This is a genomic window from Aeromonas sp. 2MA4 (assembly GCF_029237305.1).
GTDB classification, from domain to species: Bacteria; Pseudomonadota; Gammaproteobacteria; order Enterobacterales; family Aeromonadaceae; genus Aeromonas; species Aeromonas salmonicida.
In genome coordinates this window covers 292745-314970 of record NZ_JAACFY010000001.1, presented here as the reverse complement: position 1 = coordinate 314970, position 22226 = coordinate 292745, and the positions used below count along the sequence as shown (strand labels likewise).

The following is a 22226-nucleotide window of genomic DNA, read 5'->3' as shown; positions in this document are numbered from 1 at the left end:
CATTACTCAGTAGAGCAGGCTGTATAGCTTGCGACGGTAACTCTGCGCGGCCGGATGGGCGCCCATGGTGGTCAGAATGTCCAGATAGGTCTTCTTGGCATCGCCAAAGGCCAGATCGCGTTTGAGAATGGTGAACAGTAGCGCCAGTGCTTCCTCCTGACGGCCCGCCTGGCTGTATTGCACCGCCAGCTCCTGGGTCAGGGTGAAATTGTCCGGCTCCTGCTCGTAACGGGCTTCCAGCGCACGCAGCTCAGGGCTGTCTGCGGCTTGCAGCGCCAGCGCCAGACGAGAGCTGAGGGTCTGGTAGTGGTCATCCTGCGAAGCCATGGGGATCTTGCCGAGCCGCTCCTGGGCTTCATCCAGCAGATTGATGTCCAGCGCCGCCTGAATGAGCCACAGGCTGATGTCGTGGCGATCCGGCGCCAGCTGGTGGGCCTTGGTGAGATGGGCATAGGCCACATCTGCCTGACCATCTGCCAGTGCCTGCTGTCCCTTCTCGAACAGCAGCTCCTCTTCCTTGGGCGCGAAGGCGGCAAAGTAGTGGCGCAAGGTGGCTTCATCCTGCGGCCCTTCCAGAATGGCTTGTTCATCCGGGCGCCCCTGATGGAACAGTACCAGAGCGGGCAGGGCACGCAGGCCAAGCTGGCTGGCCAATGATTGCAGCTGCGGATCGTTCATGTCGACCTTGGCCAGGGTTACCTGGGGGTTGTCCGGGCCAACCAGTGACTCCACCAGCGGGGTCATGCCCTGACATTCCGGCATCTGGGGTGCATGAAAATAGATGACGACCGGCTTTTTCATGGAAGCATCGATCAGTGCGGCTTGAAAATTCTGGGGATTGATGTCGACGATCATGAGGCTGACTCTTGGAAAATGGTGTGAGTTAACATGGGGTTGATAGCGGTGGATTTCAAGTTTTCATCCAGCAGGTAACCGTTGACGGCCCGGGTCGGGGCGGCGAGGCTGAGCCAGCCGCTGCCAATAGGCCAATCCTGCACTTGGTATTCGTGCTCATCGAGCCGGTTATCAAGGCGCCACCCCTCTTGCGGCACAAAGCAAACTTTGTCGAGCCCCGCGGCAATGCCGCCGCCATGGGCCTTCAGTACCGCCTCCTTGCGTGACCAGAGCCGATAGAAGGCGCTGTCCTGCTCTTCTGCCGGCAGGGCGGCGAGCCATTTATACTCGCTGGTGGCATAGAAGCGTCTGGCCAGTGGCAACGTCTGCCGGCGGCGCCTGCCCATTTCTATGTCTACCCCGAGCGGTCCCGTGGCACACAGTGCGATCACCAGCCAGTCGCCGCTGTGGCTCTGGTTGAACTGCCAGCGCGAGCCACTCAGCGCCGGCTTGCTGTGGAGATGGGTACAAAAAAGCAGTTCGCTGGCCTGGCATTGAAGGCGAGCGGCCAGCAGGCACCTTAGCAGTGACCGACTGACCAGAAATTCCTGGCGCCGATCCGGATGCTGGATCTCCTGCCACTGTTGCAGCTCTGTTGGTGAAAGCGTTTCTGGCAGCAGGGCCAACTGAGCGGCGCTGACCCAGGCGGGTTTTAACAAATAGAGATCCACAGAGATCATGATTTTTCACTTTAAAAGAGGACTGAAACAGCGATAAAAGTCAGTTTGATCGAGTCTGCACGGGCGCTTTCGAGATTGTATATTGTTTGGCCATGATCACATTAATCATGAAAAATAATGCATTTCCTTGCGAAAATGTGATGTCGATAGGGATTTTCGCTTGCCTCGATAGAATTCTTGGATATAGTCGGGTGCTGTTGCCTTATAAATTGCCCTTCTGGGCCGTATTTTAACAAGTTTTACTCATTGCGGGGATAAAGGATTGCGCCACCTGATACTACTACTGGTCGCGCTCGGAATGGTGGGTTGTGCATCTGCACCCCAGCCCGAGGTTGCGAGCAAGATTGAAGTTTCCATGATGGAACCCGTGATTGAACCGGAAGCTTCGCAAACCCCAGATGTGAATGAAATCCTGACAGTGTTCCAAGAGTGGCGCGGTACCCCTTATCGCTTTGGCGGTACCAGTGAACGCGGCATAGATTGTTCCGCTTTTGCCCGTGAAGTGTTCCGCAATGCCGTCGGCATCGAATTACCCCGTGATACCCGCTCCCAAGTCCATGAAGGCACTCGCGTCTCCAAACAAGACCTGGTCGAAGGTGATCTGGTTTTCTTCAAGATCAATCGTCGTCTCAATCATGTGGGCATCTATGTGGGCAATGGTGAATTCATCCATGCCTCTACCCGTGCTGGTGTGACGCGCTCCAAGCTGGACAATTCCTACTGGCGCAGCAGATTCTGGCAAGCACGCCGGATCGATATCTGAGTCAGGCTGGACAAACTGCTCGCAGTACGGACTGTTTTTCCAACCTCACTTGAACCGGGCTCCTGAAGCCCGGTTTTTTGTGGCTGCTATTTAGACTTTCTGGGGCCAAATCACTATAGTGTGGGCCCGTTTTCCCTCGGCAGGCCCAGCATGAAGACCCACTCCGACCGCAAATCCGGATTGCACCCACGCAATCGCCATCAGGCTCCCTATGATTTCGATGCGCTCTGCCAGCGTACCCCCGAGCTGCGGCCCTTGGTATTCGTCAACGAGCACGGTACCCAGACCCTGGATTTTGCCGATCCTGCTGCCGTCAAGGCGCTGAACAAGGCCTTGCTGGCACTGCACTACGGCATTGCGCACTGGGATCTGCCGGCGGGTTATCTCTGCCCGCCCATTCCAGGACGGGTGGATTATCTGCATCGGGCGGCGGATCTGCTGGCCGAGAGTGCGGGCAGCGTCCCGACCGGCAAGGGCGTGCGGGTACTGGATATAGGGGTGGGGGCGAACTGCATCTACCCGCTGCTGGGAGCTCGCGAGTATGGCTGGCGTTTTGTTGGGTCCGATATCGACCCCGTGTCCGTCAAGGCGGCGGCTCTGCTGGCCAAAAGCAACGGTCTGGGCGGGCAGATAGAGTGCCGCCATCAGGGTAATGCCAAACACGTCTTTCGCGGCATCATAAGCCCGCAGGAGCGCTTCACCCTGACCCTGTGCAACCCGCCGTTCCATGGATCGCTCGATGAGGCCAGCAAGGGCAGTGAGCGCAAGCTGCGCAATCTTGGTAAAACCGTGCAGGGGCAGCCAGTGCTCAATTTCGGCGGCCAGAAGGCCGAGCTCTGGTGTGAAGGGGGAGAAGCCGGGTTTCTTGCCACCATGATCGTCCAGAGCAAGGCGTTTGCTGCCCAGTGCCTCTGGTTCAGCTCGCTGGTGTCGAAGAAGGAGAACCTGCCGGCGGCGAAGAAGGCACTGGCCCAGGTCGGGGCCCGTCAGGTGCGGGTGATCGACATGGCGCAAGGCAACAAGGTGAGCCGGATCCTCGCCTGGTCTTTCCTGGATGAGGTCGCCTGTGGGCAATGGTGGCAACCCGCGCCTCGTGGCGATGTTTGACGGGGGGAGGGGCTGCCTCCTGTCGGTATCCCCCTCTTTCGATATCTGTACTCATGGTAGCAAGCACCTGCCATGATAATCGTTTTCCTCCTTGTTCCATAAGGCTTGCCGTACTTGTGTTAGTGACCACTTCTTTGCTTGGTACAGCTGTACGCTGAGATTTTTTTGCACTTGCAGTTGAAACTTTCATAAAATAGGACTGGTTAGACCTCTTTACAGGCTTTGAATTGAATAGGGATCGGTAGATGAAGGTTGTCGATTTTCTGAAGCGCAAGCGCGAAATCCTGGCGCAGCACCCCTTTGAGCTCAAGGATTGGCTCTCTCCGGCGATCCGTGACTACTGGCGTGAGTTTCAGCAAAAGGCACACCTCCACCCTCTGTTGGGGCGTGTGCTGGACCTGCAAGCTGACAGCCAGTCAGTACGGCAAGTGCAGACCGCCAATGGTCAGCCAGTGCAGACTGACGAGACTGCGGTTGAACTGAGTGGTGAGGCGGCGGCCCTGTTTGCTGCGCTGCAGCCGAGCATTGGTGAAGAGACCCATGTGGGAGAGTGGTTGCTGGTCAGTCAGCAGATGATCAATGAGTTTGCCGCCGTGACCGGCGACAACCAGTGGATCCACACAAACCCGGAGCGTGCTGCTGCCGAGTCACCGTTTAAGACCACCATAGCCCACGGGTTTCTGACCCTGGCGCTGTTGCCACGTCTGACGGGCAGTATCAATGAAGCGACCTCCGAGTTTCCGGCTGCCCGCATGGTGGTGAACTTCGGGTTGGATCAGGTGCGTTTTCCGTATCCAATCAAGGTAGACAGTAACATCCGCGCACGTACCAAGCTGCTGAGGGTGACACCGATAAAGGGCGGTCTTGAGCTACTCAAAGAGATCAAGGTCGAGATTGAGGGCATTCGTCGTCCCGGCTGCGTCATTGAATCCGTCACCCGGATCTACTTCTGATGTCGTGACGGCTGTCATCGCCGTGGCGTAAATCGTATTGAAATAAAACAGGCTCACCTCGGTGAGCCTGTTTTATTTCTGGCGTTGTGCCACCTGTCTGTGGCTCATCCACTCGTCGAATGGTTTGCCCTGATGACTAGAAGCTGGCCCCCAGGCTGATGAGGTGGCGCCACTCCTTGCCTGCCAGTTGTTGGTGAGTACCCAGGTAGTCCAACCAGACATCATCCCAGTCCAACTCGCTCGACCAGGAGAGTCGCAAGTGATCGTTGAAGTAGTAACGTAGCCCCAGGCTTCCTTGCATGGATTGCTTCTGGGTCACATAAGGAGAGGGCTGGGCCAGGTAGCGCTTGTAGCCCCCCTTGCTGAACAGCTCTATGTTCTCCGACCACAAGGAGACAGGCTGGCGGTAGTCCCAGCCCAAGTTGAGGAGAGGGTAGTTGATGATCCTTTCATCAAAGATGTTTACAATGCCGGGCTCATCGAAGACTGCAGGTCTGAGGTAGGAGCGTTCCAGACCGACCTGGGTGATGAGTTCCAGCCGTCGCCGTTTGTCGTTCCAGAACCTGTACCCCGGGCCTGAGGCATAACCCAGATTCATGTAGTCTGGATCAAGCATCTGGTATTGATAGTCGACGGTTGAGCGCACAAACCAGTTCTGGTCGAAGAAGAAGTCCAGCATGGGTTTGAGCCGATACTCATGGCTATTGGTGACGTTGTTGGCGGTTTCGTAGATGTACTCCCCATCCAGGCTGTATCGCCAGTCGAGATTGGCAACCTCGGTTGTGGCCTTCAGGTTGACGTTGTTGGTTTTCTTCTCGCTGTGCTTCAGCTTCACGTTCAGATCGCTGCTGCCTGTCCAGAGCCAGGCGCGCGTGTCATCCGGGGTGAGCGCAAGCAGGGTGATGCCTGTCTTCAGCGTCGGTTTTGGTTTGTCCTGTTTTTCGAGGCGCCAGCGTTTGACCGCCTCGCGTTTGACCGTGACCGGCGAGCTGTAGGGCAGCGCTATGCGCACCTGTTCATCCGTGAGCTCCTCTATGGTGCCGGTCAGTCGATCGCCGTTGTGCATCCAGAGGATATCGGCCAGCGCCATCGGGCTGAGCAACAGAGAGAGCAAGAACCAGAAGCGGTATCTCATGGAAAGTCCTTCATGAACACAGGGTTGCCGTTAGCCGCTGACGGGGCGTGGAATGCCGTTCTTATTGTTCAGCACGGCAGCCACCTTGTCACCGTCTATCTCGGACGCTGCGATAAAGGCCTCTACCTCGGGTGAGAGGATCAGGGGGGCGCCCTGCTCCAGCTCCAGTTCGGTGCGGGAGAGGGGGGAGTGAACTTCCAGCCAATGAGTGCCATCGGGTTCGATGGCGGTCTTGACCGGCTGATTGATCACCCGCACTGTCGTGCCGACAGGAACCAGCTTGAACAGTGCCTCTATATCGTCAGGACGCAAGCGAATGCAGCCTGCACTGACTCGCAGCCCGACACCAAACTCCTTGTTGGTACCGTGAATGAGGTAATCCCGCTTGCCATAACCGAGGCGCATGGCGAATTTGCCGAGAGGGTTGTCCGGACCCGGCGGCACGACGGCAGGCAGGGAGATCCCCTTTTGCTCCAGCCAGGACTTGCGCACCATGGGGCCGGGGACCCATGTCGGGTTGGGGTTCTTGGCGATCACTGTCGTGGTCATTTCTGGCGTCTCTCTCCCGATATCGCCAATCCCGATGGGCAGCACTATCACCTCATTTTTCCCCTTGGGAAAATAGTAGAGGCGCAGTTCTGGCAGGTTGATGACTATGCCCTCCCGGGGCACATCCGGCAGCAGCATCTGGGTCGGCAGGGTCAGGCGTGTGCCAGGTTTGGGTAAATAGGGGTCAACCCCGGGATTTGCCTCGAGCAGTGCCAAAAAACCAATCTGGGTGTGCTTGCCGATAAGCTCAAGGTGTTCATCTGGCTGGACTATGTAGTCCTCCAGTTCACCGATCAGGCTGCTGCCAGCCGGTGGCAAGGGATAGGTTGTAGCCCAGCTTGGCGCTGTCCAGAGGCTGGCTGCCACCAGCAGCAGTGAGACGATTCGAGCATTGAACATGGTACTTCCTATCAGATCGCGTGAAGGCGGGTCACTACCCACCCAGAAAAAAGAAGTGAAATTGTTAACCAATCCACTCGTGATTACCAGCCTGTCCCGCAAGGGGGGACAGAGGAGTCCGCTCTGGATAAGTCACTATTTTGAGGAATTTTCGCACTTTATTATGTCAGTGCCGGATAATGCGACGAATGGGGTCATGTGCAGAGCAGGGCGGTGAACAAGCCAGTATCTGTCATAACCTGTGTCTGGCGACGTGGGGGTCAGGAAGGTACCAGGAGCGTGGGATCACCAGTGCTCGGGCTCCTGGGCTGTGCCTGCGTGTTGTGCCCCGGACCATAGCAGCAATCATGGTCACAAGCGCAGTAGCATTGTCTTTTTTATCGACAGTCATTTGATCTTTAAAGAGATTCAAGTTGATTTATCAGGTCTGGTCCGGTAAAAGTTAAGCCCCGTGGAGAGATGCCGGAGTGGCCGAACGGGATTGACTCGAAATCAATTGTGGCAGCAATGCCACCCAGGGTTCGAATCCCTGTCTCTCCGCCATTCAGCTGCCTCGTGCAAGCCGACAAATATAAAAAGCCCGCATCGCTTCAAGCATTGCGGGCTTTTTGTTGCCTGTGTTGATCGGTGTTAGAGCTCTCTAGACTGACCTGATGGCATCAGATAGTCATCTTGTTCCCAATGGAGCAGCCGGCGTCAACTGTGATGACACATCTTGTGTGTCAGCCAAAAGATATAAAGGGTTAACCTCATATGTGGTTAACCCTTTATGTCTGGTGCCGGTAAGAGGAGTCGAACCCCCGACCTTCGCATTACGAATGCGCTGCTCTACCAACTGAGCTATACCGGCGTGTGGCCAGATTCCCGAAAATGCAGGTTCAAGTCAATGAGCCTGTCTCACTTTTATGAGTGGGCTCATTGTGTTACGGCCAAACGATCAGAGATCTGCAAACTCCGGGATATGGGCTCGGCCGCGGCTCTCGAGAAAATCGAGCAGGGCGCGGGGAGAGCGCGCCAGGATCCTGTCCTCGGGGAAGTGTGCCTCGGTCACCAGTCGGTGGCAGTGTTCGAAATTCCCAAGGCTGAACGCAACGTGGGAGTCGGAGCCGAAGGTGAGATAGGCACCGAGGTCGCGCGCCGCTTCAACGATGGCGCGGCAGTTACTCTCGCTACCCGGACGGGAATGGCTGAACGAGGAGTTGTTAAGTTCGAGCGCCACTCTGTATTGCGCGGCGGCCTTGACCACGGCCTGGATGTCGATGGGGAAGGCGGGATTGCCAGGGTGGCTTATCATGTCGACCCGACCGCTCCTGATGGCGTTGATCATGGCTTGGGTATGAGTTGCTTGATCGCAGGGGGGAAACACCGGTTCGTGGAAGCCTGCCATTATCATGTCTAGCCGTGACTCGTAACGTTCGGGGAAGTCGATCTCGCCATCAATGTTCTTGATGTTGGCTTCTATGCCGCGCAGTATGCCGACCCCGTCGACCACCCGTGGCAACACATGCAGATTGACGAAGTGCCAGAAGTGAGGTGCATCGGCCATGTCGGGACCGTGATCAGTGGTGGCAAACAGCTTGATCCCCCTCGCGCGAGCGATGGGCAGATAGTCGTGAATGGTGCTGTAAGCGTGGGTGCTGGCGACGGTATGGGTGTGGGTATCGACCGTATACTTCATCTTCTCTCCCCTTCTGGCGTGAGGCGCCAGCATAACAAAGGTGGTGGGTCGAGACCATGTTGTGGCTTGTCATACTTTGTCACAAATTGCGGGGGCGCTGACAAAGTTTGAACACGCTTGGCCGCCATGATGGGCAAATCGATGAAAGCCTGAACTCGCATCGATGGGTTGGATCAGGATGGTGCAACCTCTTTTCCCCGCCGTCGCTCCCAGCGACGGTTTTTTTTGCCCGCGTATCGGCACCAATAGCAACAGGGCAAAAAAATGCCCAACTAGCATGGAGCAGGTTGGGCGAGACTTAATGTTTAATTGCAGTGGCATAGATATAGAGTGCTGTTTGCCAGCTAAGTTCCCGCCTTGTTCCCCCTTTTTAGCAAAAACATTTCACTAACACATGTTCACATTCTCTTGACACAAATGGTTGTGAAACGTACTTTTTAAACATTCGTTTTAAGTGGGGTGTCCTGTGAGTAAAATCGATACCAAAAACCGTATTCTTGATGCCGCCGAGGTGTTGTTTGCCGAGCGGGGATTCGCCGATACCTCTTTGCGTCTGATCACCAGTGAAGCCAATGTCAACCTCGCCTCGGTCAACTATCACTTCGGCTCCAAAAAGGAGCTGATCCAGGCTGTGCTTGATCGCTATCTGAGCCTGTTTATGCCGGATCTGGATGCACGACTGCATACCCTGATGGAGCAGGAGCAGTTGACCCTGCTGCAGGTATTTGAAAGCTTTGTCGATCCCTTGATGAAGCTGGTTGCAGTGCGAGCCAATGGCCCCGCCATCTTCATGCAGCTGCTGGGACGTGGCTATATCGACAGCCAAGGTCACCTGCGCCGCTTCATTACGGCTCACTATGGCCCCATCTTGTTGCGGATCACTCAGGCGATTTCCAAGGCCAATCCGGCTCTGTCACCGGCAGACCTCTTCTGGCGGCTGCATTTCACTCTGGGCACAGTGGTGTTCACCATGGCCTCCGCCGATGCCCTGCGCGACATCGCCCTGGCCGACTTTGGCCAGCAGCTCGATGTGGAAGGGCTGGTGCGCAATGTAATTCCTTATCTGGCGTCTGGTGTCGGGGCGCCCGTGGAGTCGACCAGGCTCTCCCTGGCCGTGTAAAAACCAACAATAAATCAACGGAAACAGTGAAATAGAAGGAACTTCGGTATGATCACATTGCTTATCCTGCTGGTGCTGGCGATAGCCGTCGTGCTCGGCGTGCCCTCCATCCGTAAAAAGGTGGTAACCCGTCCTGTGTTCGGCATCTTCAAGAAGATATTGCCGCCCTTGTCGGCCACCGAGCGGGAGGCCATGGAGGCCGGCTCCGTCTGGTGGGATGGCGAGTTGTTTCGCGGCAACCCCGACTGGAAAAAACTGCACGGTTACGGCAAGGCCGAACTGAGCGCCGAAGAGCAGGCCTTTATCGACAATCAGGTCGAGACCCTGCTCGCCATGGTGGATGACTTCAAGATCGTCAACGAAACCAAAGATCTGCCGGAGCCGGTGTGGGACTATCTGAAGAAGGAGGGCTTCTTCTCCCTGATCATCCCGAAATCCTATGGCGGTCGCGAGTTTTCGGCCATTGCCAACTCCACCATAGTGACTCGCATTGCCACCAAGAGTCTGAGCGTGGCGGTCACCGTCATGGTGCCGAACTCCCTCGGCCCGGGCGAGCTGCTGATGCACTACGGCACCCAGGCCCAGAAAGATTTCTGGCTGCCGGGGCTGGCCAATGGCAAGGAAGTACCCTGTTTTGCCCTGACCGGCCCGGAAGCCGGTTCTGACGCTGGCGCCATCCCTGACAAGGGGATCGTCTGCAAGGGTCAGTACAAGGGTGAGGAAGTGCTTGGCATCCGCCTGAACTGGAACAAGCGTTACATCACGCTGGCGCCGCGCGCTACCGTGCTGGGGTTGGCGTTCAAGCTGTTTGACCCGGAAAAACTGCTGGGTGACAAGGAAGATCTCGGCATCACCTGCGCGCTCATCCCGACCAGTCACCCTGGGGTGCGGGTTGGCGATCGTCACTATCCAATGGGGCTGGCATTCCTTAACGGCCCGACCTTCGGCAAGGATGTGTTCATTCCGCTCGACTGGATCATCGGTGGTCCGGATTACGCCGGCCGTGGCTGGCGCATGCTGGTGGAGTGCCTCTCCGCCGGTCGCGGCATCTCGCTGCCCGCTCTTGGCACCGCCTGTGGTCACATGGCGAGCCGCACAGTGGGGGCTTACTCCTACGTGCGCAAGCAGTTCGGCATGTCCATCGGCAAGTTTGAAGGGGTGCAGGAAGCGCTGGCCCGCATCGGTGGTCTTACCTATCAGCTGGAAGGGGCCCGTCGCATGACCGCAGGTTCGCTGGATCTCGGTCAGGCTCCGGCCATCGTCACTGCCATTTCCAAGTACCACATGACCGAAATGGCGCGCCAGATCATGGATGACTCCATGGACATCCACGCCGGTCGCGCCATTCAGCTGGGTCCGAAAAACTACACTGGCTATGCCTACATGGGCATTCCGGTGGCCATCACTGTGGAGGGGGCCAACATACTGACCCGCAACCTGATGATCTTCGGGCAAGGGGCTACCCGCTGCCACCCTTATGTGTTTGGCGAGATGGAGGCGGCGGCCGATCCTGATTTTGAGCGTGGCCTCGAGAAGTTCGACGACCTGCTTCTCAAACATATCGCGTTTGGTGCCGGTAACTTCTTCGGGGCCCTGTTCCAGGGGCTGACCCTGGGTCAGTTCAATGGCTCCCCGGTAGGGGGCGAGACCGCCCGTTACTACAAGCAGCTCGCTCGCATGAGTAAAGGGCTGGCCCTGTGCGCCGACGTCTCCATGCTGATGCTGGGTGGCGATCTCAAGCGCAAGGAGATGATCTCCGCCCGCCTGGGTGACGTGCTGAGCCACCTCTATCTGGCTTCTGCCACCCTCAAGCATTACGAAGATCAGGGCCGCATGGTCTCCGATCTGCCGTTCGTGCAGTATGCGGTGGAGCGTAACCTCTACCTGATTGGCAAGGCGTTCGATGGTTTCTTCCAGAACTTCCCGAACAAGGTAGTGGGTGTCGTGCTCAAGCGGGTCGTCTTCCCGTTCGGCGTCGGCTACCAGATGCCGGCCGATGATCGTTGCCATGCCATCTGTCTGGCCATGATGAAGCCGGGTGAATTCCGCGATCGTCTGACGGCACTGTGCTACGTGGGCAAGGATGACGCGGATCCCGTCGGTCTGATGGAGCGTGCCTTCCTGGCCATGGTGGCGGTGCAGCCCTACGAGAAGAAGCTGGTACAGGCCCAGAAAGAGGGCAAGCTGCCCCGCAAGATGGCGTTGCCCGAGCTGGTCGATGCTGCCTTGTCCCAGTCCATCCTGAGCAAGGATGAGGCCGACAAGCTGCTGGCCGCCGATGCCTTGCGTTACGAAGCCATCCAGGTGGACAACTTTGCTCCTGGCGAGCTGGAAGGTCTGTCTCAGCCGAACCCTGTGGTGCACGCCGCCTGACCGCGTCGCTGGCACTGAACCTGACGAGAAACCGGCCAATCTGGCCGGTTTTTTTGTTTGTTAACCATGCATTTACAACCTGGATTAATTCCAGTTTAATGCAATGGCCCCCACCCTTGGGGCAGGAAGCAAGGCCAGCGGAATGGCCGATAACAACAACTCAGGAAGAGTGAATGAACCTCGCCAAAACGGCGATCGAACGTCCCATCTGGGTGGCGGTGTCGATCGTGCTGATTTTTCTGCTGGGCCTGCTCAGCATTCGGGGGCTGCCCATCCAGCTGTTCCCCGACATAGACCGCCCGCACCTCAATATCTCGGTGGATTGGCGCTCGGCCTCCCCTCAGGAGATGGAGTCGGAAATCACCGACCCCATCGAGCAGGAGATGCAGGGTGTGCAGGGGCTCAAGAGTCTCACCAGCAACAGCTTTCCCGGCTTTACCGAGATTGATCTGGAGTTCGCGCTGGGCACCGACATGCAGCGGGCCCAGCTCGATGTCATCTCTCGCCTGAACAGGGTGTCCGGGTTGCCGGACAACATAGGTGGCCCCTACGTCAACAATTACAGCAGCAACGACACCCTCACCTTCTTTTTTATCCAGCAACTGCCCGGTGCCAAGGGACAGATTGACGATCATCAGGCGCTGATCGAGGCGCGGGTCAAGCCTGAGCTTGAGCGGATCCCCGGGGTATCGACCGTGGAGGTGGAGGGGATCAACGAGCGCCAGATCCAGATACGTTTCGACCCCTATCGCGCCGCCGAGCTGGGGGTGGAGATCCCTGTGCTCGCCAGCCGGGCCAGTACCGGCTGGGATGTGTCTGCGGGCACCCTCGACATAGGCCGTTGGGAATACAAGCTGCGCTTCGCCGGGCGTTATGACGTCGATACCCTGGGGGACAAGGTGGTGGACTGGCGCGATGGTCTGCCCATCTATCTGCGTGATGTGGCAGAAATCAGGCTGTCCCGGGAAGAGAACCCGGTACTGCGCATCCAGAATGGCAATACCGCCATCGCGGCGCAGATCTTCAAGGAGAGCGGTGCCAATGCCCTGGCGGCGCTGGAGGCGATCAAGGTCAAAGTGAGCGATCTCAACCGCGACGTGCTGGAGCCGGTCGGGCTGCACATGGAGCAGTCGTTCGATGCCTCCCTCTACATCAACCGGGCGGTGGGCATGGTGACGGCCAACCTGGGGCTCGGCGTGCTGCTCTCCTGCGCCATCCTCTGGCTGTTTCTGCGCCAGCTCAAGGCGACCCTGATGATAGCGCTCGCCATTCCCATCAGCATCATGCTCACCTTCTGTCTGCTCAAGGTACTGGGCAGGACCCTCAACGTCATCTCGCTGGCAGGCATCGCCTTTGCGGTCGGCATGGTGCTGGATGCTGCCATAGTGGTGCTGGAAAGTATCTACCGGCGCCATGAGCGGGGTGATTTGAGCAAGGCCGAGGCGGCGCTGGAGGGTACCCGACAGGTGTGGACGGCGCTGGTGGCGTCCACCCTGACCACGGTGGCCATCTTTTTGCCGGTGCTGCTGCTCAACGATGTAGAAGGTCAACTGTTTGCCGATCTGGCGCTGACCATCGCCTGCGCCGTGACCGTCTCCATGCTGGTGGCGGTCACAGTACTGCCTGCGGTAGCGGCGCGCTGGATGGGGCGCGAGCGACTGGTCGATCCCTATGACTCACTGTGGCAGCGTACGACCCGCCATGTGATCCGCTGGACTGGCACGGCGCCTCGCCGCTGGAGCATCATCATCTTGATGATGAGTCTGCCAGCCCTGGCGACCTGGGCCCTGCTGCCCAAGATGGATTACCTGCCGGATGTAAAACGCGATGCGGTGGATGTCTGGATGAGCTTCACCCCGGGTTTTAATCTCAAGGCCCAGCGGGAAGAAGTGATCGACACCCTGATCGCCCGGCTCGCTCCCTACATGAAGGGGGAGAAGGAGCCGGCCCTCAAGAACTACTACATAATGCGCTACCCGGGCGGTGCCCAGATTGGGGTGAGGCCCAAGGATGAGAACCGCATCAAGGAGCTGGAAAGCCTGCTGATGAAGCAACTGCTGGTGGGCATTCCCGATACCCAGACGTTCGGTGGCCAGGGCTCCTTGTTCGGTGGTTTTGACAGCGAAAACGGTATTTCTCTCTTGCTGCAGGGAGGCAATCTGCCCGAGCTCTATCAGGCGGCCCGGGAGAGCATGGCCATAGTGAAGCGGGATTTGCCGGGAGCCCAGGTCCGGCCCGAGCCGGATCTCGACTTCACCGCCCCCGAGCTGCGGCTGGTGCCCCAAGACCGGCGCCTCGCCGAGGTGGGTTGGGATCGCACCCCCATGCCTGCCATCATCCAGACCTTCGGCGATGGCCTGCGGGTCGGGGAGTATTTTGATGGGGAGGAGCGGCTCGACATCATGTTGATGGGGCAGACATCCGCCAACCCCGATGAGCTCAAGGCGGTGCCGCTGGCGACGCCGTCCGGCCGGATCGTTCCCCTTGGTGAGTTGCTGCGGGTGGAACACGACATGGGGCCGGCCAGCATACTGCGGGTCGATGGACGGCGCAGCATCAGCCTGCAGATCACCCCGCCTGAGGGGATGAGCATGGAGCAGGTGCTCGACACCCTTCAAGGCAAGAGCTTCGCCGCCATCCGCCCGCTGCTGCCCGTTGGTGGGGAGTTGCGGATTGCTGGCAACGCCGACAGTCTGCAACAGGCGCTGGACAATCTGGGTGCCATTTTCCTGTTCGCCGTGGTCATACTGCTGATCCTGCTGTGGGGCGTGTTTGCCTCTCTCAAGGATGCCGTTCTGGTGTTGCTGACCTTGCCGCTCGCCTCTGTCGGCGGTGTGCTGACGCTGCAGCTGAGCGGCCTGCTGGTGCCGCTGCCGATGGATCTCTTGACCATCATCGGCTTCGTCATTCTGCTGGGATTGGTAGTCAATAACGCCATCTTGCTGGTGCACCAGACCCGCTCGGCCGAGCGGGACGGCATGAGTCGTCAATGTGCGGTAGCCGATGCGCTGCAAAGCCGGATGCGGCCCATCGCCATGACCAGCCTCACCAGCATCTTTGGCATGTTGCCGCTGATGCTGAGCCCGAGCGAGGGCAGCGAAATCTACCGGGGACTGGCCACCGTCATCGTCGGCGGCATGAGTTGCAGCGCCCTGTTTACCCTGATCCTGTTACCCGCCTTTCTGCGGCTGGGGGAGCAGACTGAACAGCCACCGCTCGCCCTGCGGCAGCGGGCTTGAGCAAGGAGCTCATCAATGAAACGAATTTTCACAAGGATGGTACTGGGTGCGGCCCTGCTGGCGGGGGGGGGACTTCCCGCCCTGGCACAAGGCAAGATGGTGACCCTTGCCGACGTGACCCAAGGGGATGCGGCGGCCAGCATCTGGGTCAGTGGCACTGTAGCAAGCCGTCAGCAGGCGGCATTGAGTGCCGAGGTGAGCGGACGGGTGGAGTGGATTGCCGAGTTCGGCAGCCGGGTCAAGGCGGGGGACGAGCTGCTGCGTCTCGACAGCGCTGCGTTGCAGCTATCGCTGGAACAGGCGCGGGCCGAGCAGGCCAAGTGGGCCAGCAATGTGCGTTATGCCAAGGCCGAGTTTGTGCGTCTCGACCGACTGCACCAACAGAAGAGTGCCTCAGCCAGCCAGTATGACAAGGCCGGTTACGAGGTGGAGCAGGCAGCGCTTGCCGAGCGGCTGGCGAGGGTGCAGGTACGCCAGATTGAGGAGCAGTTGCGTCGTAGCCATATCTTCGCCCCGTTCGATGGGGTGGTGAACAACCACTTCATCCAGCCGGGGGAGCATGTGGATGCCGGCGAGCAGGCGCTGGAGCTGGTCAACCCGGATCAGCCGGATATCCGCCTGCAGGCCCCCATCGTCTGGGCTCAGCGCCTGGAGCCCCGGACCCGATTGCGGGTTGAGGGTGATCAGCTCAGCGGCCATGGCATTTATTACCAAAGGGCGGCGAGTGCCGATCCCAAATCCCGTCTCATCGAGCTGCGCCTCAAGCCAGAATCGGCCAGCTTCATCATAGGGTCGCCGGTGCGGGTGGCGTTGCCGCTGGGTGAGCAGCACACCATGCTGCTGCCGCGGGATGCCCTTGTGCTCAACACCGAGGGGAGTGTTGTCTATCAGGTGGAGCAGAGCGGCAAGGGGCTCAAGGTCAACCGGGTGCCGGTGACAGTGCTGTTTGGTGACAGTCAGCAGGTGGCGGTGAGCGGGGCGCTCAAGCAGGGAGACAGGGTGGTGGTGCGCGGTGCAGGTAGCCTGCGCCATGGTGACAAGGTCGAACTGTTTCGCGGATGAGGTCCAGACCCGTCCATTAAAAACGGCTCCCGCGGGAGCCGTTTTTGTTGACGGGGGGAGTTACTCGACCATCATCACCTTGCAGGTGTTGGTACTGCCCACGGTTTCCATCTTGTCGCCGTGGGTCAGCAACACCATGTCGCCGCTCTGGACCAGCCCCTTGGCTTTAAGCACATCCAGCGCGTCGCGGCACACTTCGTAGACCGGCTTGGTCTCGTCGCCGTCAAACAGCACAGGGGTGACGCCGCGGTAGAGATTGGTCCAGGCCAGAGTCTTGTTGTGGGGAGACATGGCGAAGATAGGCAGGCCCGAACTGATGCGGGACATCAGCAGCGGTGTGGTGCCGGATTCGGTCAACGCCACGATTGCCTTGACCCCTTCCAGGTGGTTGGCGGCATACATGGTGGACATGGCGACTGCCTCTTCCACCGAGGTGAAGGTGTAGCTCATGCGGTGGTTGGAAACGTTCAGGCTTGGGTGCTTCTCGGCGCCCACACAGACGCTGGCCATGGACATGACAGTCTCGATGGGGAACTGGCCGGCGGCGGTCTCGGCGGAGAGCATCACAGCGTCTGTGCCATCCAGCACGGCGTTGGCCACGTCCATCACTTCGGCACGGGTCGGCAACGGGGCGTTGATCATGGACTCCATCATCTGGGTCGCCGTGATGACGACGCGGTTCAGACGGCGGGAGTGACGAATGAGCTTCTTCTGCACGCCAACCAGCTCGGGATCGCCGATCTCGACGCCCAGATCGCCACGGGCCACCATGACGGCATCGGAGCCGAGGATAATGTCTTCCATCGCCTCGTCGGTGGCGACGGTTTCGGCGCGCTCGACCTTGGCGACAATCTTGGCGTTGGAGCCGGCTTCGCGGGCCAGTTCACGGGCATAGCGCAGGTCATCGCCACAACGGGGGAAGGAGACGGCCAGGTAATCCACGTTCATCAGGGCAGCAGTCTTGATGTCTTCCTTGTCTTTCTCGGTCAGGGCCGGGGCGGAGAGACCGCCGCCTTTCTTGTTGATGCCCTTGTTGTTGGAGAGCGGGCCCGCCACTGTCACTGTGGTGTGGATGCGGGTGCCTTCGACCAGCTCGACTCTCAACTGCACGCGGCCATCGTCCAGCAGCAGTATGTCACCGGCGATCACGTCGTCGGGCAGGCTCTTGTAGTCGATCCCGACCTGTTCCTGGCAGCCTTCACCCTTGCCGAGCGCCGCATCGAGAATGAACTTGTCACCGATGGCCAGGTAGACCTTGCCATCCTTGAAGGTAGAAACGCGGATCTTGGGGCCTTGCAGGTCACCCATGATGGCGACGTGGCGGCCCAGCCTGGCGGCAATGTCACGCACCTGATTGGCGCGCAAGATATGGTCTTCAGCGGTGCCGTGGGAGAAGTTCATCCGCACCATGTCGGCGCCGGCACGAATGATCGCCTCTAGGATCCCTTCGCGATCGGTCGCCGGACCGAGTGTGGTTACAATCTTTGTACGTCTTGGCATGAAAGACTCCAGTTTGAAGTTGATATGACTTGAGATACTGCCCCGGCAAGCGCATGACCCATAGCACCCGCTTGCAAGCCATCTGGGTGGCTTCTGTTACTAAATTACAATACTACACCAAGGTGGGTGGCATAGACAGCCGGGGGCCAGGGCCCCCGTTGCTTCAGGAGGAGTGGGGAGTATCAAAGCGGGATTCGCGCAAACCTTCTTTGACTTTCTTCAGGTTTTCGCGAAATTTCATGCCACGGCGCAGGGTAAAACCGGTCGCCAGCACATCCACCAGCGCCAGCTGGGCGATGCGTGATGCCATCGGCATGTAGACATCGGTATCTTCCGGCACATCCATGGAGAGCACCAGATTGCACTCGCGGGCCAGCGGCGAGTCTTTGGCGGTGATGCCTATCACTGTGCCATCGTTCTCGCGGGCCAGCGCGGCTATCTCCACCAGCGCCTTGGTGCGGCCGGTATGGGAAATCAGCACCACCACATCCCCTTCGCTGCTGTTGATGCAGCTCATGCGCATCATGACGATGTCATCGAAGCTCACTACCGGAATATTGAAGCGGAAGAACTTGTTCTGGGCGTCGCGCGCCACGGCGGAGGAGGCGCCCAGGCCAAAGAAGCTGATCTTGTTGGCCTGGGTCAGGATATCGACGCAGCGATTGATGGCGGAGATATCCAGGCTGTTCTTGGCGGCATCCAGACAGGCCATGGTGGATTCGAAGATCTTGGCGGTATAGGTCTCGGGACCGTCTTCCGCTTCCACGTGGCGATTCACGTAAGGCGTGCCATTGGCCAGACTCTGGGCCAGATGCAGTTTGAAATCGGGAAAGCCTTTGGTATCGAGACGGCGGCAGAAACGGTTGACGGTCGGCTCGCTGACGTCAGCCATCTTGGCGAGGGTGGCGATACTGGAGTGGATGGCCGTCTGTGGTGAGGCCAGAATGACCTCGGCCACTTTACGCTCTGATTTACTGAAACTTTCCAAATTGTTAGTAATTTTATCAAGGGTATTCATCATCACCACCAGGCATTTTTGTAATTTAGCTTCAGTGTCTTTGCACTAAATTCACGGCTAAGCATGTTTCCAATCAACTGGATGACTATACAAGACAAGCTCTTATTGAAACTAATCTCGGCCCTGCAAAGTATGACTCATGTCTAATTATTTCGTCTTTTTGGTTACAAACTTCCATCCACTCCATGAAAACGCTTACAAATGTTGCAAAGCAACAACACTGTGAGCGGGCGCACAGTTGCATTGATCAAACACGCCGCCGGGGGAGGGGCTCGGGTAGAATTGCTGCCAAATAATAATTGCGGGACGGTAAGCGCCGCCCCGACCCAAGTAACGAAGGAGTTATGTTATGCAGCATACCCATGCGCTGGTCGGTGACGTCGGTGGCACCAATGCACGGCTGGCCCTGTGCGAGCTGGCGACCGGCACCATTTCCCGGGCCAAGACCTATTCCGGGCTGGCTCATCCCAGCCTCGAAGCCGTGGTTCGCCTCTATCTGGACGAACACGCTGCGCAGGTGAGCCAGGCTTGCATCGCCATCGCCTGCCCCATCAACGGCGACTGGGTCGCCATGACCAACCACAGCTGGGAGTTTTCCATCGGCGAGATGCAGGCCAATCTGGGCCTGACCCGCTTGCAGGTGATCAATGACTTTACCGCTGTCTCAATGGCGGTGCCCGTGCTGGCAGAAGCCGATCGCATCCAGCTGGGGGGCGGGGCCCCTGTGGCGGACAAACCCATCGCCATTTATGGGGCGGGGACCGGCCTTGGTGTCGCCCACCTGGTGCAGGCGGGTGAGCAATGGCTGAGCCTGCCGGGCGAAGGCGGTCACGTGGACTTTTCCGCCAACAGCGAAGAAGAGGATGCGGTGCTGCAGGTCATGCGCGCCGAGCTTGGTCATGTCTCGGCCGAGCGGCTGCTCTCCGGCCCTGGTCTGGTGAACATCTATCGCGGTCTGGTGAAGTCCGATGGGCGCGAGCCAGAGGCATTGGCCCCCAAAGACATCACTGAGCGGGCGCTGGCGGGGGATTGCCTGGATTGCCGCCGTACCTTGAGCCTGTTTTGTGTGCTGATGGGTCGCTTTGCCGGCAACCTGGCGCTTAACATGGGCACCTTCGGCGGCGTCTATATCGCAGGCGGCATCGTACCGCGTTTTCAGGAGTTCTTTATTGGCTCGGGCTTTCGGGTGGCGTTTGAAGACAAGGGGCGTTTCAAATCCTATCTGAAGGATATCCCCGTCTTCCTCATTACTCACGAGGGGCCGGGTCTGCTCGGCGCCGGTGCCTATCTGCGCCAGTCGCTCGGCATCAAGTTGTAAGCAGAAACAGGGAAGGAATGCCAACTGCGTCATGGTTCAGCCTTGATTCAGTGACCATGGCATAAAGTGACTGCACGTACTCAAGAGGCCAGGGCTCCACAGGGAGTTGGAACTTGTCTTCATCCGCTGGGTACGTTTGTCACCTGACAAGCCTGAACTGTTTCACCGGCCCTTGAGGCCGGTTTTTTTTATCTTCTGATCTTCATCCTGCTTTTGTGTGTCGCTTCCTTGCTGATATGTGATCGATATGACGAGGGTTGCGGGTGTTTATCTGGGCATCAAGAGGAAGGCAACAGCAAGCACGCCTGCGAAGGGGCAGGCGTGCTGAATGGGCTGGCGTGAGGCGGCATGAGCCGAGTGGCTTAAGGCAGGTCCAGGGTAAAGCGGGCGCCCCCCAGCTGGGACTCATCCACCATGATCTGGCCGCCATAGCTGTGCACTATCTCGGTGACCACAGCCAGGCCAATGCCCTGGCCGGGTGAGCTGTCTGCTCTCACCCCGCGCTGGAAGATCTGTTGCGATCTGTCCGGGTCTATGCCGGGGCCATCGTCCTCAATCTCTATGCGCAGCCGATCCAGGCGGCGACTCACAGTGACCTGGATTTCGCTGATGGCGAACTTGAAGGCGTTATCCAGCAGGTTGCCCATCAGCTCCATCAGATCCCCCTGTTCACCGGCAAAGAAGACGTCGTCATCGAACTTGAAGCGGGTTTGCAATTTCTTGTGGCGATAGACCTTGGCGAGGCTGGCCAGCAGCTTTTCGATGAGCGGCACCGGCTCTGTACCCTTGCTGGCGAGGCGCTGGCGGCCGGTGACGGCGCGGCGCAGCTGGTACTGGATGATCTGATCCATGGTCAGGATCTGCTCATTGATGTTGTCGTGGATGTCGTGCCCCAGCTTGACCTCCTGCGCCGTTATCTGGATCAGGGCCAGCCGGGTTTTCAGGCTGTGGGCCAGATCGTTCAAGGCGTGCTGATAGCGCTGGCTTTGCTGGCGTTCGTTCTCCAGCAGCTGGTTGACCGACTCGGTCAGTGGCGTCAGCTCCCGCTCGTAGTCATTGGAGAGGGCCTCCCGCTTGCCCGCCCTGATCTCGTCTATCTGGCGCGCCATGGTGCGCAAGGAAGTGAGGCTCCAGAAGCTGGTGAGCAGCAAGAGGGCACCGAGCAGTGAGTAGGCCAGCAGTGCCTGACGAATGCATTGGTAGAGGTAGTTGCGGGTCTGGGCCAGATAGCGCTTGGCCGAATCGACCATCACCACATAGTAGGTGGTGGGGCCATCGCCGTGGTTGCGCAGAAAACGCAGGCTGTAGATGAAGTAGCTCTCGCCGTTCTTGATGGTGTGGCGCTTGAAGAAGTAGTCCTGATCCAGTCCACCCAGGTAATTCATCAGATCCTGACAGATGGTGTCCCTGGCCTGGACCACCTCTGGCATGTGCAGGCTGGACCAGCTCAGCTGGCCATCCGCCCGGCAGATCAGGGTATCCAGATTGGGGTCGATGGCATCCGGCGTTATCTTGCCAAGATCGGTTGTGGAGTGGGGTTCCGGCAACTTGGAAGAGAACAGCTTGGAGAGGTTCTCCTGCATGCGGGTGCTGGCCTTCTGGGCCTGCTCTTCGGTGTGACCCAGATAGAGGATATAGACGGAGAAGGCCATGATGAGCGCTATGACCAGCATGGCGCTCAGCATCAGCTTGATGTGGAGCGAGCGCTGCAGCAGCTGCATGGGGCGTGACAACAAGCGAAGACCCATCAGTTGCACGAGAGGTTGAAGATGTAACCCTGGCGCCGGATGGTGGAGATGGGCTGTATGTTCCCCTCCGGGTCCAGCTTCTTGCGCAGTCGGCTCACCATCACCTCTATGGTGTTGGGATCACCCTCGCCATCGCCGTAGAGCTGATCCAGCAGTTGCTGCTTGGAGACCACCTGGCGGGCGTTGCGCATCAGGTATTCGAGGATCAGGTACTCAAAGCTGGTGAGCACCACCGGCGTACCGGCGATGGTCAGCTCCTTGCGGGAGAGATCCAGTTCATAGTCACCCGCTTTGACCCTGGGGGAGATGAAACCGGCGCTGCGGCGAACCAGGGCATTGAGGCGAGCCAGCAACTCATCCTTCTGGAAGGGCTTGACCAGATAGTCGTCCGCACCGGCCTCCAGTCCTTCCACCTTGTCCTGCCAGTTGCCACGGGCGGTCAACACTATGATGGGGAAGGGGATCTGCCGCTCGCGCAACTGCCTGATGAGTTGCAGGCCGTCCATGTCAGGCAGCCCCAAGTCTATGATGGCTACGTCTATGGGGTAATCGGTGGCGTAATGCAGGGCCACCTGGGCGTTGTCCGTGCTGTGGACCTGATTCTGGGCCTCGGTCAGCAGGGTAGCAAGGTGGTGATTGAGCAGCTTGTCGTCTTCGACCAACAATATTTTCATTAGGTGCGCGATCATG

The 22226-nt window shown here is 58.6% G+C and carries 17 protein-coding genes and 2 tRNA genes; 9 read left to right on the top strand and 10 right to left on the bottom strand.

From position 1 onward, the window contains the following. Positions 1-6: 6 nt before the first annotated feature. A complete protein-coding gene (locus GWQ31_RS01450; RefSeq protein ID WP_275908477.1) occupies positions 7-855 on the bottom strand; it encodes a tetratricopeptide repeat protein in 849 nt (282 codons plus the stop codon). Further along, on the bottom strand, positions 852-1574 hold the full coding sequence (locus tag GWQ31_RS01445; RefSeq protein ID WP_275908476.1) for a 4'-phosphopantetheinyl transferase superfamily protein: 723 nt from the start codon (positions 1572-1574) through the stop codon (positions 852-854). The genes GWQ31_RS01450 and GWQ31_RS01445 overlap by 4 nt, the downstream gene beginning before the upstream one ends. Before the next feature lie 298 nt (positions 1575-1872). Here GWQ31_RS01445 and GWQ31_RS01440 point away from each other — a divergent pair, with 298 nt between their 5' ends. The 3 genes from GWQ31_RS01440 to GWQ31_RS01430 all read left to right on the top strand — a co-directional run bounded on the left by GWQ31_RS01440 (position 1873) and on the right by GWQ31_RS01430 (position 4397). After that, positions 1873-2337, top strand: a complete 465-nt coding sequence (locus GWQ31_RS01440; RefSeq protein ID WP_059113016.1) for an NlpC/P60 family protein — start codon at positions 1873-1875, stop codon at positions 2335-2337. A 150-nt stretch (positions 2338-2487) separates the two neighbouring features. Further along, positions 2488-3444, top strand: coding sequence for a 23S rRNA (adenine(1618)-N(6))-methyltransferase RlmF (rlmF, locus tag GWQ31_RS01435; protein ID WP_275908475.1), 957 nt, complete (start codon positions 2488-2490; stop codon positions 3442-3444). Between the two features lie 245 nt (positions 3445-3689). Then, positions 3690-4397, top strand: coding sequence for a MaoC family dehydratase (locus tag GWQ31_RS01430; RefSeq protein WP_275908474.1), 708 nt, complete (start codon positions 3690-3692; stop codon positions 4395-4397). A 136-nt stretch (positions 4398-4533) separates the two neighbouring features. Here the strand turns inward: GWQ31_RS01430 and GWQ31_RS01425 are convergent, their stop codons facing one another. Then, positions 4534-5532, bottom strand: a complete 999-nt coding sequence (locus tag GWQ31_RS01425; protein ID WP_275908473.1) for a DUF481 domain-containing protein — start codon at positions 5530-5532, stop codon at positions 4534-4536. 30 nt (positions 5533-5562) lie between these two features. Continuing rightward, a complete protein-coding gene (locus GWQ31_RS01420) occupies positions 5563-6480 on the bottom strand; it encodes a L,D-transpeptidase family protein (protein ID WP_275908472.1) in 918 nt (305 codons plus the stop codon). A 453-nt stretch (positions 6481-6933) separates the two neighbouring features. On the opposite strand from GWQ31_RS01420, the gene GWQ31_RS01415 reads away from it, so the two are divergent. Beyond that, positions 6934-7023 (top strand) — tRNA-Ser (locus GWQ31_RS01415). 231 nt (positions 7024-7254) lie between these two features. Here GWQ31_RS01415 and GWQ31_RS01410 read toward each other — a convergent pair. Next, positions 7255-7330: transfer RNA gene (locus GWQ31_RS01410), tRNA-Thr, on the bottom strand. Positions 7331-7417: 87 nt separating this feature from the next. Next, positions 7418-8158 carry a phosphatase gene (locus tag GWQ31_RS01405; RefSeq protein ID WP_021138408.1) on the bottom strand — a complete coding sequence of 247 codons (741 nt, stop codon included), beginning with the start codon at positions 8156-8158 and terminating at the stop codon, positions 7418-7420. A gap of 466 nt (positions 8159-8624) precedes the next feature. Here GWQ31_RS01405 and GWQ31_RS01400 point away from each other — a divergent pair, with 466 nt between their 5' ends. From GWQ31_RS01400 to GWQ31_RS01385, 4 genes are all read left to right on the top strand, one after another. Beyond that, the gene (locus GWQ31_RS01400; protein WP_021138409.1) at positions 8625-9278 is read left to right on the top strand and encodes a TetR/AcrR family transcriptional regulator; all 654 of its coding nucleotides are present in this window, start codon (positions 8625-8627) and stop codon (positions 9276-9278) included. 48 nt (positions 9279-9326) lie between these two features. After that, on the top strand, positions 9327-11651 hold the full coding sequence (locus tag GWQ31_RS01395; protein WP_275908471.1) for an acyl-CoA dehydrogenase: 2325 nt from the start codon (positions 9327-9329) through the stop codon (positions 11649-11651). A gap of 173 nt (positions 11652-11824) precedes the next feature. Then, positions 11825-14890 carry an efflux RND transporter permease subunit gene (locus tag GWQ31_RS01390; RefSeq protein WP_275908470.1) on the top strand — a complete coding sequence of 1022 codons (3066 nt, stop codon included), beginning with the start codon at positions 11825-11827 and terminating at the stop codon, positions 14888-14890. A gap of 15 nt (positions 14891-14905) precedes the next feature. After that, a complete protein-coding gene (locus GWQ31_RS01385; RefSeq protein ID WP_275908469.1) occupies positions 14906-15952 on the top strand; it encodes an efflux RND transporter periplasmic adaptor subunit in 1047 nt (348 codons plus the stop codon). Positions 15953-16012: 60 nt separating this feature from the next. Here GWQ31_RS01385 and pyk read toward each other — a convergent pair whose 3' ends face one another. Further along, complete coding sequence (gene pyk, locus GWQ31_RS01380) at positions 16013-17452, bottom strand: pyruvate kinase (RefSeq protein ID WP_017412636.1); 1440 nt, start codon at positions 17450-17452, stop codon at positions 16013-16015. 163 nt (positions 17453-17615) lie between these two features. After that, the gene (locus GWQ31_RS01375; RefSeq protein WP_165484139.1) at positions 17616-18470 is read right to left on the bottom strand and encodes a MurR/RpiR family transcriptional regulator; all 855 of its coding nucleotides are present in this window, start codon (positions 18468-18470) and stop codon (positions 17616-17618) included. A 349-nt stretch (positions 18471-18819) separates the two neighbouring features. Here GWQ31_RS01375 and glk point away from each other — a divergent pair, with 349 nt between their 5' ends. Next, positions 18820-19788 (top strand): glucokinase, encoded by a 969-nt coding sequence (gene glk / locus GWQ31_RS01370; protein ID WP_005319365.1) that lies wholly within the window; start codon positions 18820-18822, stop codon positions 19786-19788. A 362-nt stretch (positions 19789-20150) separates the two neighbouring features. Here glk and GWQ31_RS01365 read toward each other — a convergent pair whose 3' ends face one another. Then, positions 20151-21536 carry an ATP-binding protein gene (locus GWQ31_RS01365; RefSeq protein ID WP_275908468.1) on the bottom strand — a complete coding sequence of 462 codons (1386 nt, stop codon included), beginning with the start codon at positions 21534-21536 and terminating at the stop codon, positions 20151-20153. After that, on the bottom strand, positions 21536-22210 hold the full coding sequence (locus GWQ31_RS01360; RefSeq protein WP_169045685.1) for a response regulator: 675 nt from the start codon (positions 22208-22210) through the stop codon (positions 21536-21538). The genes GWQ31_RS01365 and GWQ31_RS01360 overlap by 1 nt, the downstream gene beginning before the upstream one ends. Positions 22211-22226: the final 16 nt, after the last annotated feature.

Coding starts and splice junctions, on each gene's coding strand:
- GWQ31_RS01450 (WP_275908477.1), bottom strand. CDS start 855: ATGATCGTCGACATCAATCCCCAGAATTTTCAAGCCGCACTGATCGAT.
- GWQ31_RS01445 (WP_275908476.1), bottom strand. CDS start 1,574: ATGATCTCTGTGGATCTCTATTTGTTAAAACCCGCCTGGGTCAGCGCC.
- GWQ31_RS01440 (WP_059113016.1), top strand. CDS start 1,873: ATGGTGGGTTGTGCATCTGCACCCCAGCCCGAGGTTGCGAGCAAGATT.
- rlmF (WP_275908475.1), top strand. CDS start 2,488: ATGAAGACCCACTCCGACCGCAAATCCGGATTGCACCCACGCAATCGC.
- GWQ31_RS01430 (WP_275908474.1), top strand. CDS start 3,690: ATGAAGGTTGTCGATTTTCTGAAGCGCAAGCGCGAAATCCTGGCGCAG.
- GWQ31_RS01425 (WP_275908473.1), bottom strand. CDS start 5,532: ATGAGATACCGCTTCTGGTTCTTGCTCTCTCTGTTGCTCAGCCCGATG.
- GWQ31_RS01420 (WP_275908472.1), bottom strand. CDS start 6,480: ATGTTCAATGCTCGAATCGTCTCACTGCTGCTGGTGGCAGCCAGCCTC.
- GWQ31_RS01405 (WP_021138408.1), bottom strand. CDS start 8,158: ATGAAGTATACGGTCGATACCCACACCCATACCGTCGCCAGCACCCAC.
- GWQ31_RS01395 (WP_275908471.1), top strand. CDS start 9,327: ATGATCACATTGCTTATCCTGCTGGTGCTGGCGATAGCCGTCGTGCTC.
- GWQ31_RS01390 (WP_275908470.1), top strand. CDS start 11,825: ATGAACCTCGCCAAAACGGCGATCGAACGTCCCATCTGGGTGGCGGTG.
- GWQ31_RS01385 (WP_275908469.1), top strand. CDS start 14,906: ATGAAACGAATTTTCACAAGGATGGTACTGGGTGCGGCCCTGCTGGCG.
- pyk (WP_017412636.1), bottom strand. CDS start 17,452: ATGCCAAGACGTACAAAGATTGTAACCACACTCGGTCCGGCGACCGAT.
- GWQ31_RS01375 (WP_165484139.1), bottom strand. CDS start 18,470: ATGAATACCCTTGATAAAATTACTAACAATTTGGAAAGTTTCAGTAAA.
- glk (WP_005319365.1), top strand. CDS start 18,820: ATGCAGCATACCCATGCGCTGGTCGGTGACGTCGGTGGCACCAATGCA.
- GWQ31_RS01365 (WP_275908468.1), bottom strand. CDS start 21,536: ATGGGTCTTCGCTTGTTGTCACGCCCCATGCAGCTGCTGCAGCGCTCG.
- GWQ31_RS01360 (WP_169045685.1), bottom strand. CDS start 22,210: ATGAAAATATTGTTGGTCGAAGACGACAAGCTGCTCAATCACCACCTT.